This window comes from Kibdelosporangium phytohabitans (assembly GCF_001302585.1).
Classification (GTDB): domain Bacteria; phylum Actinomycetota; class Actinomycetes; order Mycobacteriales; family Pseudonocardiaceae; genus Kibdelosporangium; species Kibdelosporangium phytohabitans.
Genome location: NZ_CP012752.1, coordinates 11,453,447 through 11,466,388, shown reverse-complemented (window position 1 = coordinate 11,466,388; position 12,942 = coordinate 11,453,447). Strand labels below are relative to the sequence as shown.

Sequence of the window (12,942 nt, the reverse complement as noted above, 5' to 3'; positions counted from 1 at the left end):
GACTGGGCGGCAATTGGTAAAGAGCGCTCGTGATCGATGAGAGGGTTACTTCGTGACTGACGACACCAGCAACGACACCAGCAACGACATCAGTGACTTGAAGGCTGCCGAGTTCGTCAAAGCCCAGGCGCCTCGCCTGTTCGCCGCCATCGTGACCAAGCTCGGCGAGGACGCCTCCACCATCATCGGCTGGGGTATGGAGTTCAAGGACAGCACCGCCTACATGGTCTCGGCCGACGGTCGTAACCAGTACTTCCTTGCCGAGGCCGAGAACGCCCTGATGTACATCCGCAGTGGGCCGGATGTCGTCCCCGACATCGTGTGGGTGTCACCCGTGAGTGGGGAAGCCGAGGTCGATGCCTGACTGGCGCGGCCACCGGGACGTCACGGCCTTGGCGCGCGTGTAGAACTTCACGCCTTCCGCGCCGTGCACGTGGGTGTCGCCGAACAGCGAGTCCTTCCACCCGCCGAAGGAGTAGTACGCCATCGGCACCGGAATCGGCACGTTGATCCCGATCATCCCCACGTGCACGCGCCTCTGGTACTCACGCGCTGCCAGGCCGTCGCCCGTGTAGATCGCCGTTCCGTTGCCGTAGGGGTTGGCGTTGACCAACTCCACGGCGGCGTCGAACGTCGGCACGCGCACCACGCACAGCACCGGGCCGAAGATCTCGTCTCGATAGATCGACATTTCCGGGGTCACGTTGTCGAACAGCGTCGGCGCCAGCCAGAAGCCGTCCTCGTGCCCGGCGGGGACGAATCCACGCCCGTCCACGACCAGCGACGCGCCCGAGGCGGCACCGGCGTCCACGTACGAGGCCACGCGATCGCGGTGCACGCCCGTCACCAGCGGCCCCATCTGGGATGCCGGGTCTGTGCCTGGACCTGTGACCAACGAGCCGGTTCGGGAGGCGATCGCGGCGACCAGCGGGTCCGCGATGTCCCCGACCGCCACGACCACCGAGATGGCCATGCAACGTTCACCCGCGCTGCCGTAGCCGGCGGACACCGCCGCGTCCGCCGCGACCTCGACATCGGCGTCGGGCAACACGACCATGTGGTTCTTCGCTCCGCCCAACGCCTGCACACGCTTGCCGTTCGCCGTGCCGCGGGCGTACACGTGCTTGGCGATCGGTGTCGAGCCGACGAACGACACGCCCGCCACGTCGGGGTGGTCCAGGAGTGCGTTCACCGCGGTCGCGTCGCCTTGCAGGACGTTCAGCACACCTGCGGGCAGCCCGGCTTCGCTGAACAGCTCCGCCAGCCGGACCGCTGTCGACGGGTCACGCTCGGAAGGCTTCAGCACGAAGGCGTTCCCGGCCGCGATGGCCAGCGGGAACATCCACATCGGGACCATCGCGGGGAAGTTGAACGGCGTGATCCCCGCGACCACGCCCAGCGGTTCACGTACCGAGTACGCGTCCACGCCGCGTGACACCTGCTCGGAGTGCTCGCCCTTCAGCAGCTGTGGGATGCCGCACGCGAATTCCACGACCTCGAGCCCGCGCTGCACCTCACCCGCCGCGTCCGACAACACCTTCCCGTGCTCCGCCGTGATCAACGCCGCCAGTTCGTCCCTGTGCCGGTGCACCAGCTCGCGGAAGGCGAACATGATCCGGCTGCGCGTCGACAGCGACGACTCGGCCCATTCCCGTGCCGCCTTCACCGACGACGCCACCGCAAGCTCCACATCGGACTGTGACGCCAGCGCGACCTTGCGCGTGACCGCCCCCGAAGACGGCTCGAACACGTCACCGGTTTCCACTGACGTTCCCGTTGTCCGTGCGCCGTCGATGTAGTGCGGGACAAGCTCTGACATTTCAGCTCCTGGCTTGGGTAGTCGAACGGACCACGAGAGAGGGGTGCAACAGCTTCTTCACCGGCTCGGTGCGTTCGCCGCGGACCCGTTGCACCAGCGCCTCACCCGCGAGCCTGCCGATCTCGTGGCGCGGCTGGTCGATTGTCGTCAACGAGACGTGCCTGAGGCCTGCCAGCGACGTGTTGTCGTACCCGACGACCGACATGTCCTGTGGGACACGCAGTCCGGCCTCTTCCAGTGCGGAGATCGCGCCGACCGCGTTGAAGTCGTTGGCCGCCACCAACGCTGTCGGGAGTGGTCCTTGTTCCAGCAGTTGGCGGACGGCCTTCGCGCCGGCGAGGTCCGTGTACTCGCTCGGGATCACGCGCGGTGTCAGGCCGTGGCGTCGCATCGCCGCGGTGTAGCCGCGCCTGCGTTGCGGGGCCTGTGAGCCGACGCCACCGTCCAGGTGGGCGATGTCGTTGTGGCCCAACGACACCAGATGATCGACGGCCAGTGCTGAGCCCGCTTCGCCGTCGTCGTTCACCGTGTCCAAAGTTGACAGACGAGACGATCTGGCCACCAGTACCGTCGGCGCCTGTTCGGCGGCCTCGGCCAGCGTGTTCGGGGGCACGACCGGGCCGAGCAGCGCCAACCCGGCCGGGCGGAAGGCCAGCAGGCCGTTCACCGCGCGCTTCTCACGCGCGGGACTGCGACCACCCGTGTTGATGATCAGCTCGAAGCCCTCCGCCTGCGCCACTTCGTCGATGCCGTCGACGACTTCCGCGAAGAACGCGTTGTGCAGGTCGGAAACCATCACGCCGAGCACGGTCGACGTCCGGCTGGCCAGCGATCGGGCCATCGCGTGCGGTGAGTAACCGAGCTGCTCGGCGGCGTCGAGCACGGCCTTGCGGCGCTGCTCGCTCACCTTCGGCGAGTCGTTCATGACCAGGGAGACCAGCGCGCGCGACACACCGGCCAGCCGGGCCACGTCTTCCATGGTCGGGCGAGTCAAGAGGTCCTCCGGGCTGTAACAAGCGGGCAACGCGCCCTTGACACGACTTGGCACACAATACAGCATTGGAGCGCTCCAACAAGTAGAGCGCTCTAACAAAGACTGGCCCTGACCTGCGGATCCATTGGAGAAGCATGCGTATCGGAGTAGCCGGAGTCGGCCGGATCGGCACGATGCACGCGCGCAACCTCGCCTCGCTCGACGCGGTGGACGAGGTCGTCCTGTTCGACCCGGTCCCGGGTCGCGCCGCCGAGGTCGCGGCGAGCGTCGGCGCGCGGGCGGTCGACGACCTGGACGCGTTGCTCAGCGCCAGTGACGGTGTGCTGATCGCGACTCCGACCACGACCCACCCGGAAACCCTCCGCCGCGCGCTCGCCGCGGGGACGCCCGCGTTGTGCGAGAAGCCGATCGCGAGTGATTTCGCCGAGATGAGCGCGCTGGCGGACGACATCGATGCGTCCGGTGTCGAGGTGCTCGTCGGTTTCCAGCGCCGCTTCGACCCCGCTGTCGCCGAGCTCCACCGGCGCATCCGCGCTGGTGAGGTGGGCAAGCTCTACCTGGTCCGGTCGACCGGCAACGACGCCGAACCGCCCGACTTCGGCTACCTCCCCGCGTCCGGCGGGATCTTCCGCGACCTGCTGATCCACGACCTCGACGCCGTCCCGTGGCTGGTCGGTGAGCCGGTGGTGGAGGTGTACGCGTCCGGGTCCGTCCTGGTCGACCAGGCTTTCGCGGACGCCGACGACGTGGACAACGCCGTCGTGATGCTGAAGTTCGCGGGCGGCGCGCATGCCGTGCTCGTCGGCGGGCGGCACGACCCGCTCGGCTACGACCACCGCATCGAAGTGTTGGGCAGCAAGGATTCCCTCGCCGTCGGAGTCGACTCGCGCACTCCGTTGACGTCGCTCGAACCGGACGGTCCGAAGGTCGGTGCGGACGCGTATCCCGGCTTCCCGGAACGGTTCCACCGCGCGTACCTCAACGAGATGGCCGTGTTCGTGGACGTCGTCGCTGGTCGCGCGCAGAACCCGTCGCCCGCACGGGACAGCCTGACCAGCCTGCGCCTGGCACTGGCGTGCGACGAGTCGCGCCGCTCGGGCGCACCGGTGAGGATCGAGCAGGAGGTGGTCGCGTGAAGCTCGCTGGAGCGCCGATCTCGTGGGGCGTCTGCGAAGTCCCCGGCTGGGGCGTGATGCTCGACCGGGACAAGGTGCTGGGCGAGATGGCCGGACTCGGCCTGACCGCGACCGAACTGGGCCCGCCGGAGTACCTGCCGACCGATCCGGCCGAGCTCCGCGCCGTGCTGACCGCGTACGACCTGACCCTGGTCGGCGGATTTCTCGCGGTACCGCTGCATGATTCGTCCAGCGTCGTCGAAGCCGAACGGACGGCGAGACTTCTAGCCACTTGTGGCGCTGAGGTGCTTGTGCTGGCGGCTGCTACTGGTCTCGCCGGTTACGACGACCGCCCGGCGCTCACCGACACCGAATGGGCCACGCTGATCAGCACCGCGGCGCAGATCCGTGACATCGCCGCCGGGCATGGCCTTCAGACCGTGCTGCACCCGCATGTGGGCACGCACGTGGAAACCGAGGCCGAGGTGGAGCGGTTCGTGCGTGACTCGGACCTGCCGCTGTGCCTGGACACCGGGCACCTGATGATCGGCGGCACCGACCCGGTCGCGCTCGCCGGGCGACACCCCGAGCGGATCGGGCACCTGCACCTCAAAGACGTCCGAGCCGACCTCGCGGACAAGGTCCGCGCGGGCGAACTCGGCTACACCGAAGCGGTCGGGCAGGGCATGTACGTGCCGCTCGGTCAGGGGGACGTGGACATCGAGGCGGTCGTCCGCTTCGTCCACCAAGCGGGCTACGACGGGTGGTACGTCCTCGAACAGGACACCGCACTGAGCGAGCAGAGTCCGGTCGATACGCCGAAACGGGACACTGCGAGCAGCCTGCGCCACCTCAACCAGATAATCGGCGGTCTGTGAAAGCCGCTCAGCGAGGAGAGACGATGACGTCCGATCGCTTCGTGAAGTTCAAGTTCGCGGCAGCTGTGGCCGCCGGAGCGTTGGTACTGGCCGCGTGCAGCGGCCCGCAAGGTGACAAGCCCGCCGCGGGTGGTGGCGCCGCGCCGACCCCCAACAGCGGCGGCGGGAGCCTGCGCGTCGCCGTCGTCACACACGGCACGTCAGGTGACGCGTTCTGGAACGTGGTGAAGAACGGCGCCGAAGCCGCAGGCAAGCAACTCGGTGCGCAGGTCGACTACAAGGCCGACGGTGACCCGGGCGCCCAGGCCAAACTGATCGACAACGCCATCGCCCAGAAGGTCGACGGCCTCGTGGTGTCGATGGCGAACCCGGACGCGCTGAAAACCTCGATCCAGAACGCGGTGAAAGCCGGGATCCCGGTGATCACGATCAACTCCGGTGAAGCCAAGAGCGCGGAGTTCGGCGCACTGACCCACGTCGGCCAGAGCGAGACGATCGCGGGTGAGGGCGCGGGCGAACGCCTGAAGGACGCGGGCAAGACCAAGCTGCTGTGCGTGATCCACGAGGCCGGCAACATCGGCCAGAACCAGCGCTGCGACGGCGCGAAGAGCGCGTTCGGCAACGTGACCACGCTCCAGGTCGACATCAACAACCCGACCGACGCCCAGTCCCGCATCAAGGGCGCGGTCCAGGCCGACCCGTCTGTCGACGCCGTGCTCGCGCTGAACTCGCAGGTGGCGGCCGGTGCCGTGACCGCGATCAAGGGCGCGGGCTCCAAGGCACAGGTGGCCACGTTCGACCTGAACACAGATGTCGTGACCGCGATCAAGGCCGGTGACGTCCTGTTCGCGGTCGACCAGCAGCAGTACGAGCAGGGCTACCTGCCGATCGTGTTCCTCAAGCTCTACAAGGACAACGCGAACACCGTCGGCGGCGGTCGGCCAGTGCTGACCGGGCCCGGCTTCGTCGACAAGTCCAACGTGGACACGATCGCCCCCTTCGCCGAGAAGGGCACGCGATGAGCGTTGCGCTACAGGTCCGGCAAAACCCCCACCAGGAAATCCCCCACCACTCCCAGGGGGGACTGCCCTGCTCCAGTCTACCGGGGGTAGGGGCTGGTCAAAGGGGTTACCGGCGGGTTGTGGACAACCCGATTTGGCGAAGGGGTCATCGGTTCGCCCCCGCCCAGGCCAGGCGGTCGGTTGAGCGCGGGCAGCGAGACGGCTGCCTGGGCGCTGTGTCCGGGGAAGGCCTGGTGACTCGATGAGCGTCGCTGTGCAGACCCAGTCCGACGAGCGGCTGGCCAAACCCGGTCTGTGGGACCGGCTCGTCGTCCGCCCCGAGATCGGCGCCCTGCTCGGGGCGCTGGCCGTCTTCGTCTTCTTCTCGGTCGTCGCCGGTCAGTTCCTCAGTCCGCTCGGCGTCGCGAACTGGCTGGACGACGCCTCGACGCTGGGCATCATGGCGGTCGCCGTCGCGATGCTGATGATCGGCGGCGAGTTCGACCTGTCCGCGGGTGTGATGACCGCGTCGACCGCGCTGGTCACCGCGATCTTCGCGACGCAGGTCGGGCTCAACGTGTGGTTCGCGCTACTGCTCTCGCTGGTCTTCGCCCTCGGCGTCGGCGCGGTCAACGGCTGGCTGGTCATGCGGACCGGGCTGCCGAGTTTCATCGTCACCCTGGGCACTTTCCTGGCGTTGCAGGGCCTCAACCTCGGTGTCACGCGGCTGATCACCGGGACCGTTCAGGTTTCCGGGATGCGTTCGGCCGATGGCTACGAAAGCGCCGGCATGCTGTTCGCGTCCACCATCAACGTCGGTGGCACGGACTTCCAGGTGTCCATCCTGTGGTGGGTGCTGTTCGCCGCCGTCGCCGCGTGGGTGCTTGTCCGGACGCGGTTCGGCAACTGGACGTTCGCGGTCGGCGGTTCTGCGCTCAGCTCGCGGGCCGTCGGTGTTCCCGTTGTGCGGACGAAGATCACGTTGTTCATGACGACCGCGTTCGCCGCGTGGATCGTCGGGTCGATCAACATCCTGCGCAACGCCAGCGTGCAGGCCAACCAGGGCATCGGCCTGGAGTTCCAGTACATCATCGCCGCCGTCATCGGCGGCTGTCTGCTCACCGGCGGGTTCGGTTCCGCCGTCGGCGCGGCGATCGGTGCGCTGATCTTCGGCATGGCACGGCAGGGAATCGTGTACGCGCAGTGGAACAGCGACTGGTTCATGTTGTTCCTCGGCATCATGCTGCTGGCCGCCGTCCTGGTGAACAACACCTTCCGGCGCCGGGCAGAGAGGGTGCGTCGATGATCGAGGTCCGCGAGATCGGCAAGACGTACGGCAGTGTCATCGCGCTGGCCGACGTGTCCACTGTGGTCAATCCAGGTGAGGTCACGTGCGTGCTCGGCGACAACGGCGCGGGCAAGTCCACCCTGATCAAGATCCTGGCCGGGGTGCACCAGCACGACAAAGGCCAGTTCCTGCTCGACGGCAACGAGGTGCGGTTCTCCTCGCCGCGTGAGGCGCTCGACAGCGGCATCGCGACCGTCTACCAGGACCTGGCCGTGGTGCCGTTGATGAGCGTGTGGCGCAACTTCTACCTCGGCTCCGAGCCCACGGTCGGCTGGGGCCCGTTGCGGCGCCTCGACCGCAGGAAGGGCAGGGAAACCACGAAGACCGCCCTCGCCGAGATGGGCATCGACCTGCGGGACGTCGAACAGCCAGTCGGCACGCTCTCCGGCGGTGAACGGCAGTGCGTGGCGATCGCCCGAGCTGTCCACTTCGGAGCGAAGGTGCTCATCCTCGACGAGCCGACCGCCGCACTCGGTGTGAAACAGGCCGGTGTCGTGCTGCGGTACGTCGCGCAGGCGCGTGACCGCGGCCTCGGGGTCGTGCTGATCACGCACAACCCGCACCACGCCTATCCCGTCGGCGACCGGTTCCTGCTGCTCAAGCGCGGCCGGAGCCTCGGCTCGTACGAGAAAGGCGACATCACCATCGAGGAGCTCACCCGGCAGATGGCCGGTGGGGCCGAACTGGAGGCCCTCGAGCACGAACTCAGGGCGGTACAGAAGTGACCATCGAGGCGCTGACGGTCGGCCGGGTCGGGGTGGACCTCTACCCCGAGCAGAGCGGGGTTGCGCTGGCCGAGGTGCGGACCTTCGCCAAGTCGCTCGGCGGCACCGCGACCAACGTCGCGGTCGCCGCCGCGCGGCTGGGCCGTGAGACCGCTGTGCTGACCAAGGTCGGGCCGGACGGGTTCGGTGACTACGTCCGGGACGCGTTGACGGGGTTCGGGGTTTCGCCGTCGTACGTGGGTACGTCGCCGGACCTGTTGACCCCGGTGGTGTTCTGCGCGCTGGACCCGCCGGAGGACCCGCCGTTGCTGTTCTACCGGCTGCCCACCGCGCCCGACCTGACCATCACGCCGGACGACGTCCCCTGGGACGTCGTCTCGGCTGTGCCCGTGCTGTGGGTGACCGGGACGGGCGTGAGCACCGAACCGGCGCGCGGCACGCAGCGCGAGATCCTCAAGACGAGGGGCCGCCGGGATCACACCGTGCTGGACATGGACTACCGGCCGATGTTCTGGACCGACGTGGCCGCTGCCCGCGAGCAGATCTCGTGGATGCTCGACCACGTCTCGGTCGCGGTGGGCAACCGGACCGAGGCCGAGGTTGCCGTCGGCACCGCGGACCCCGACGAGGCCGCGCGCCGCATCCTGGACCGCGGCGTGTCGCTCGTGATGATCAAAAAGGGCGCGGACGGCGTGCTGGTGGCGACCCGGGACGGGTCGTGGACCGTGCCACCGCACCCGATCGACGTGGTCTGCGGGCTCGGCGCCGGCGACGCGTTCGGCGGCGCGCTGGTCCACGGCCTGCTGTCGGGCTGGGAGCCGGTCCGCATCGCCGAGTACGCCAACGTCGCCGGTGCCATCGTCGCGGGCAGGCTGGCCTGTGCCGACGCCATGCCGGTGCCTGCCGAGATCGAGGAGCGCCTCCAAGGTGATCAGTGACGCCCAGTGGGCCGAGCTCTTGCACACCCGTGCGAACAATCCACAGGCTGTGCATAAGCTGTATACAACTCGCGCGCGCCGTGCGTCTCTGCTGACGGACGACGGCACGATGTTCCTCGTCGCGGCGGACCACACGGCCCGTGGCGCGATGGGTGTCCCGGGCGACCCGAACGCCATGGTCAACCGCCGTACGCTGCTGGAACGCCTGCTCATCGCGCTGGCGAACCCCGCTGTGGACGGTGTGCTGGGCACCCCGGACATCATCGAGGAGCTGCTGCTGCTCGGCGCACTGCAGAACAAGATCGTCATCGGGTCGATGAACCGCGGCGGCCTGGCCGGCGCCGACTGGGAGATCGACGACCGGTTCACCGCCTACAGCGCCGCCGCCGTCGCCGGCCTCGGCCTGGACGGCGGCAAGATGCTGCTGCGGATCGTCGACAACGACGCGGGCACCGTTCCGACCTTGCAGGCCTGCGCGGACGCGGTCACGGAACTCGCCGCGCGAGGCGTGATGGCGATGGTCGAGCCGCTGCCGTACCGCCGGGTCGACGGCAAGCTCCAGCTGCTCAAGGACGGTCCGTCGCTGGCACGCGCGGCGACCGTGGCGTCTTCGCTCGGCGAGACGTCCGCGTACACGTGGTTGAAACTGCCCGCGCCGGACGACCCTGATTTCGTGCTGGATGCCACGACCTTGCCGACCGTCGTCCTCGGCGGTGTGCCCGGCCCGGACGTCGACGAGGACATCGCGTCGTGGGGCCGTTCGCTCCGGCACCCGGTCGTGCGTGGCCTGGTCGTGGGCCGCGCGCTGCTCTACCCACCTGACGGCGACGTCGCCGCCGCTGTCGAAGCCGCCGCCAACGTCCTGCGGGAAGGAGTGAGGGCATGAGTCTGCACCGTCCACATGGGACCCTGTCGGACGGGGGCGACCCGATCCGGCTCGGCCCCGGGGACGCGGGCTGGACGTACACCGGGCTCCGGGTGCTCACGCTGGCGCCCGGTGCGACCAGGACCGTGTCGACCGGCGAGTTCGAGGCGTTCGTGCTGCCGCTGGCGGGCAGCCTGACGGTCGCGGTGGACGGCTCGGTGTTCGACCTCGAAGGCAGGGACTCCGTCTTCACCAGGGTCACCGACTTCGCCTACGTGCCCCGCGACGCCGAAGTCACCTTGTCGGCAAAGGACGGTGCCGAGGTCGCGCTGCCGATGGCCCGCTGCACCAAGCGCCTCGACCCGGAGTACGGCCCGGCGCCGCAGGTCCCCGTCGAGGTCCGCGGTTCGGGCAACGCCACCAGGCAGGTCACCAACTTCGGCGTGCCGGGAGTCTGGGACCACGCCGACAAGCTCAGCGCGTGCGAACTGATCACCCCGGACGGCAACTGGTCGTCCTACCCGCCGCACAAGCACGACGAAGCAAGCGATTGCGAGGTGGTCAACGAGGAGATCTACTACTTCCGGATCGCCGGGCCGGACGGGATCACGCCGTCGCGCGAAGGCTTCGGCTTCCACAAGACCTACACCGCCGACGGCGCGATCGACGAGGACGTGACCGTCCGCGACGGCGACGTCTTCCTGATCCCCCGCGGGTACCACGGTCCGTGTGTGGCCGCGCCGGGCTACCCGATGTACTACCTCAACGTTCTCGCCGGGCCTGCCGACGACCGCTCGATGGCCTTCTGCGACGACCCGGCCCACACGTGGGTGCGGCAGTCGTGGGACAAGCAGGTCGACGACCCGCGCTGCCCGGTGACCTCGGCCGAAGGGAGGGTCGCCCCATGAAGCTGACAACCGCGCAGGCCCTGGTCCGTTGGCTTGTGGCACAACGGACCGAACTGCTCGACGGCACCGAAGCCCCGCTGTTCCCCGCGGTCTACGCCATCTTCGGGCACGGCAACGTGCTGAGCCTCGGCGCCGCCTTGGAGGAGTACCGCGCGCAGATCCCGGTGTGGCGCGGCCACACCGAGCAGGGCATGGCGCTCGCGGCCGTCGGCTACGCCAAAGCCACCCACCGCCGCCAGGCCGGCGTGGCCACGTCGTCGATCGGCCCCGGCGCGCTCAACATGGTCACCGCGGCCGGTGTCGCCAACGCCAACCGGCTGCCGCTGCTCCTGCTGCCCGGCGACACGTTCGTCAACCGCGCCCCGGATCCAGTGCTGCAGCAGATCGAGCCGTTCGGCGACGCCACGGTCAGCGTGAACGACGCTTTCCGGCCGGTCAGCCGCTACTTCGACCGGATCACCCGGCCCGAGCAGCTGATCGCCACGTTGCCGCAGGTCGCGAGGGTCCTGACCGACCCGGGTGAGTGCGGTCCGGTGACTCTGGCGCTGCCGCAGGACGTCCAGGCCGAGGCGTTCGACTTCCCGGAGTCGCTGTTCGAGCCGGTCGTGCACCACGTGCTCAGGCCGCGCCCCGACCGGCGTTCGGTCGGCCGGGCCGCCGAGCTGATCCGCTCGTCGCAGCGTCCGTTGCTGGTGCTGGGCGGTGGTGTGCGGTACTCCGGCGCGGCACAGACCGCGATCGAGTTCGCCGAGCGCCACAACGTCCCGATGGTGGAGACCACCGCCGGGCGCACGCTCGTGCGGCACTCCCACCCGCTGCACGCCGGTCCGCTGGGCATCACCGGCTCGGCGTCGGCCAACGCGCTGGCCGCCGAAGCCGATGTCGTGATCGCCGTGGGCACGCGTCTGCAGGACTTCACGACCGCGTCCTGGTCGGTGTTCGCACCGGACGTCAAACTCGTGACCATCAACGCGGCCCGCTTCGACGCGGTGAAGCACGGTGCGGTCGCGGTCGTCGCCGACGCCCGCGAAGGCCTCGAAGAGCTGCCGCTCACCGGCTGGAACGCGCCCGAGAGCTGGTCGTCGCGCGCCCCGGCCGAACTGGCGAAGTGGGACGAGCACATCACGGGACTGCGGTCGGCCGGCGGCTCGTTGCCGACCTACGCCGAGGTCGTCGGGGTCGTCAACGACATCTCCGGACCGGACGACTACGTGATGACCGCGTCCGGCGGCCTGCCCGGCGAGCTGATCGGCGGCTGGCGGGCCCGTGGCGAGTCGACAATGGACGTTGAATACGGCTTCTCGTGCATGGGCTACGAGCTCGCGGGCGCGTGGGGCGCGGCGATGGCCCGGCCCTCGGGGATCGTGACCACTCTGCTGGGTGACGGCTCGTACCTGATGCTCAACTCCGAGCTGTTCTCGGCGGCGTTCGCCGGGCACGGATTCGTCGCGGTCGTGTGCGACAACGACGGATACGCCGTCATCGACCGTCTACAACGCGGCCAGGGCGGCGCGGGGTTCAACAACATGTATTCCGACGCCCGCAGTCTGCTGCCCGAACCGCCACGCGTGGATTTCGCCACACACGCCGCCGGACTCGGTTGTGCGGTTCTCGTCGCGGACACCGTCGGAGACCTGCGCGCCGCCTATTCGAAAGCGCGGGAACACGCCGCGTCAGGCGTTCCGGCTGTAGTCGTCGTCAAGACACATCCGAGTTCGTGGACCGAAGCGGGCGCCTGGTGGGAAGTGGGCGTCCCGCAGGTTTCGCACCGCGCGGAAATCGCCACGGCACGCGAAGAACTGGATGCGGCGAAGGCGAACCAGGTGCGTTACCTGGCGCCCTAGCCTGCCCGGAGTCCATTCCGGCAGCATGAGATTCCCCGTGACCAGTCAGGGGTTTCCCATGCTGCCGCAATGGCGGAACACGGGGTGTCGCAACGGCGGACACACCGATGTCGTGCGTGAGGATCGTCCGGCACACGGACACCAGGGCAGGCCACTACCTAGCGCGCCCTGGTGTCTGTGTGCCGAGATTCAGCGACGGTAGTCGTCGTAACCGTCGTCGTAGTCGTCGCTACGGTCCTCTTCTTGGTGATCACTGGACTCGTTCGTGCCCGACAGCTCTCGCTGCAAAGCATCGAAGTCCGTGTTCCGAGTGCTGTACTTGAGCTCTCGGGCCACCTTCGTCTGCTTGGCCTTCGCCCGGCCGCGCCCCATGGCTCGACCCCCTCGCACAGGGATGGGGCGGCCGGGGGAAACGGCGGCCCCACTCGTCTCGACAACTGATTCCTGACAACTACCGTACCGTGCCGATGGGGTTCGACGCGACGCGGCACCATGTGCCGGTGATGA

At 68.7% G+C, this 12,942-nt stretch carries 13 protein-coding genes; 10 read left to right on the top strand and 3 right to left on the bottom strand.

Features of this window, described 5'->3' with window-relative positions; genetic code table 11:
* Positions 1-52: 52 nt before the first annotated feature.
* Positions 53-364, top strand: a complete 312-nt coding sequence (locus AOZ06_RS51560; RefSeq protein ID WP_054296067.1) for a hypothetical protein — start codon at positions 53-55, stop codon at positions 362-364.
* Here the strand turns inward: AOZ06_RS51560 and AOZ06_RS51555 are convergent.
* A complete protein-coding gene (locus AOZ06_RS51555) occupies positions 329-1,819 on the bottom strand; it encodes a CoA-acylating methylmalonate-semialdehyde dehydrogenase (RefSeq protein WP_054296066.1) in 1,491 nt (496 codons plus the stop codon). The genes AOZ06_RS51560 and AOZ06_RS51555 overlap by 36 nt on opposite strands.
* A 1-nt stretch (position 1,820) precedes the next feature.
* A complete protein-coding gene (locus AOZ06_RS51550) occupies positions 1,821-2,813 on the bottom strand; it encodes a LacI family DNA-binding transcriptional regulator (protein WP_054296065.1) in 993 nt (330 codons plus the stop codon).
* Positions 2,814-2,947: 134 nt separating this feature from the next.
* On the opposite strand from AOZ06_RS51550, the gene AOZ06_RS51545 reads away from it, so the two are divergent.
* The 9 genes from AOZ06_RS51545 (at position 2,948) to iolD (ending at position 12,435) form a co-directional block, all read left to right on the top strand.
* The gene (locus AOZ06_RS51545) at positions 2,948-3,949 is read left to right on the top strand and encodes a Gfo/Idh/MocA family protein (RefSeq protein WP_054296064.1); all 1,002 of its coding nucleotides are present in this window, start codon (positions 2,948-2,950) and stop codon (positions 3,947-3,949) included.
* 56 nt (positions 3,950-4,005) lie between these two features.
* Positions 4,006-4,806, top strand: coding sequence for a sugar phosphate isomerase/epimerase family protein (locus tag AOZ06_RS51540; protein WP_083472917.1), 801 nt, complete (start codon positions 4,006-4,008; stop codon positions 4,804-4,806).
* A 23-nt stretch (positions 4,807-4,829) separates the two neighbouring features.
* Complete coding sequence (locus AOZ06_RS51535) at positions 4,830-5,828, top strand: sugar ABC transporter substrate-binding protein (protein WP_054296062.1); 999 nt, start codon at positions 4,830-4,832, stop codon at positions 5,826-5,828.
* Between the two features lie 241 nt (positions 5,829-6,069).
* On the top strand, positions 6,070-7,113 hold the full coding sequence (locus tag AOZ06_RS51530) for an ABC transporter permease (RefSeq protein ID WP_054296061.1): 1,044 nt from the start codon (positions 6,070-6,072) through the stop codon (positions 7,111-7,113).
* Positions 7,110-7,880: an ATP-binding cassette domain-containing protein gene (locus AOZ06_RS51525; protein ID WP_054296060.1), complete on the top strand. Its 771-nt coding sequence runs from the start codon at positions 7,110-7,112 to the stop codon at positions 7,878-7,880. The genes AOZ06_RS51530 and AOZ06_RS51525 overlap by 4 nt, the downstream gene beginning before the upstream one ends.
* Positions 7,877-8,818: a 5-dehydro-2-deoxygluconokinase gene (gene iolC / locus AOZ06_RS51520; RefSeq protein WP_054296059.1), complete on the top strand. Its 942-nt coding sequence runs from the start codon at positions 7,877-7,879 to the stop codon at positions 8,816-8,818. Before AOZ06_RS51525 ends, iolC begins: the two co-directional genes overlap by 4 nt.
* Positions 8,808-9,704 carry a Cgl0159 family (beta/alpha)8-fold protein gene (locus AOZ06_RS51515; protein ID WP_054296058.1) on the top strand — a complete coding sequence of 299 codons (897 nt, stop codon included), beginning with the start codon at positions 8,808-8,810 and terminating at the stop codon, positions 9,702-9,704. The genes iolC and AOZ06_RS51515 overlap by 11 nt, the downstream gene beginning before the upstream one ends.
* Positions 9,701-10,591 carry a 5-deoxy-glucuronate isomerase gene (gene iolB / locus AOZ06_RS51510; protein WP_054296057.1) on the top strand — a complete coding sequence of 297 codons (891 nt, stop codon included), beginning with the start codon at positions 9,701-9,703 and terminating at the stop codon, positions 10,589-10,591. Before AOZ06_RS51515 ends, iolB begins: the two co-directional genes overlap by 4 nt.
* Positions 10,588-12,435: a 3D-(3,5/4)-trihydroxycyclohexane-1,2-dione acylhydrolase (decyclizing) gene (gene iolD / locus AOZ06_RS51505; RefSeq protein WP_054296056.1), complete on the top strand. Its 1,848-nt coding sequence runs from the start codon at positions 10,588-10,590 to the stop codon at positions 12,433-12,435. Before iolB ends, iolD begins: the two co-directional genes overlap by 4 nt.
* Before the next feature lie 189 nt (positions 12,436-12,624).
* Here iolD and AOZ06_RS51500 read toward each other — a convergent pair whose 3' ends face one another.
* On the bottom strand, positions 12,625-12,807 hold the full coding sequence (locus tag AOZ06_RS51500; RefSeq protein WP_054296055.1) for a DUF3073 domain-containing protein: 183 nt from the start codon (positions 12,805-12,807) through the stop codon (positions 12,625-12,627).
* Positions 12,808-12,942 lie beyond the last annotated feature (135 nt).

Coding starts and splice junctions, on each gene's coding strand:
- AOZ06_RS51555 (WP_054296066.1), bottom strand. CDS start 1,819: ATGTCAGAGCTTGTCCCGCACTACATCGACGGCGCACGGACAACGGGA.
- AOZ06_RS51545 (WP_054296064.1), top strand. CDS start 2,948: ATGCGTATCGGAGTAGCCGGAGTCGGCCGGATCGGCACGATGCACGCG.
- AOZ06_RS51540 (WP_083472917.1), top strand. CDS start 4,006: ATGCTCGACCGGGACAAGGTGCTGGGCGAGATGGCCGGACTCGGCCTG.
- AOZ06_RS51535 (WP_054296062.1), top strand. CDS start 4,830: ATGACGTCCGATCGCTTCGTGAAGTTCAAGTTCGCGGCAGCTGTGGCC.
- AOZ06_RS51530 (WP_054296061.1), top strand. CDS start 6,070: ATGAGCGTCGCTGTGCAGACCCAGTCCGACGAGCGGCTGGCCAAACCC.
- AOZ06_RS51525 (WP_054296060.1), top strand. CDS start 7,110: ATGATCGAGGTCCGCGAGATCGGCAAGACGTACGGCAGTGTCATCGCG.
- iolB (WP_054296057.1), top strand. CDS start 9,701: ATGAGTCTGCACCGTCCACATGGGACCCTGTCGGACGGGGGCGACCCG.
- iolD (WP_054296056.1), top strand. CDS start 10,588: ATGAAGCTGACAACCGCGCAGGCCCTGGTCCGTTGGCTTGTGGCACAA.
- AOZ06_RS51500 (WP_054296055.1), bottom strand. CDS start 12,807: ATGGGGCGCGGCCGGGCGAAGGCCAAGCAGACGAAGGTGGCCCGAGAG.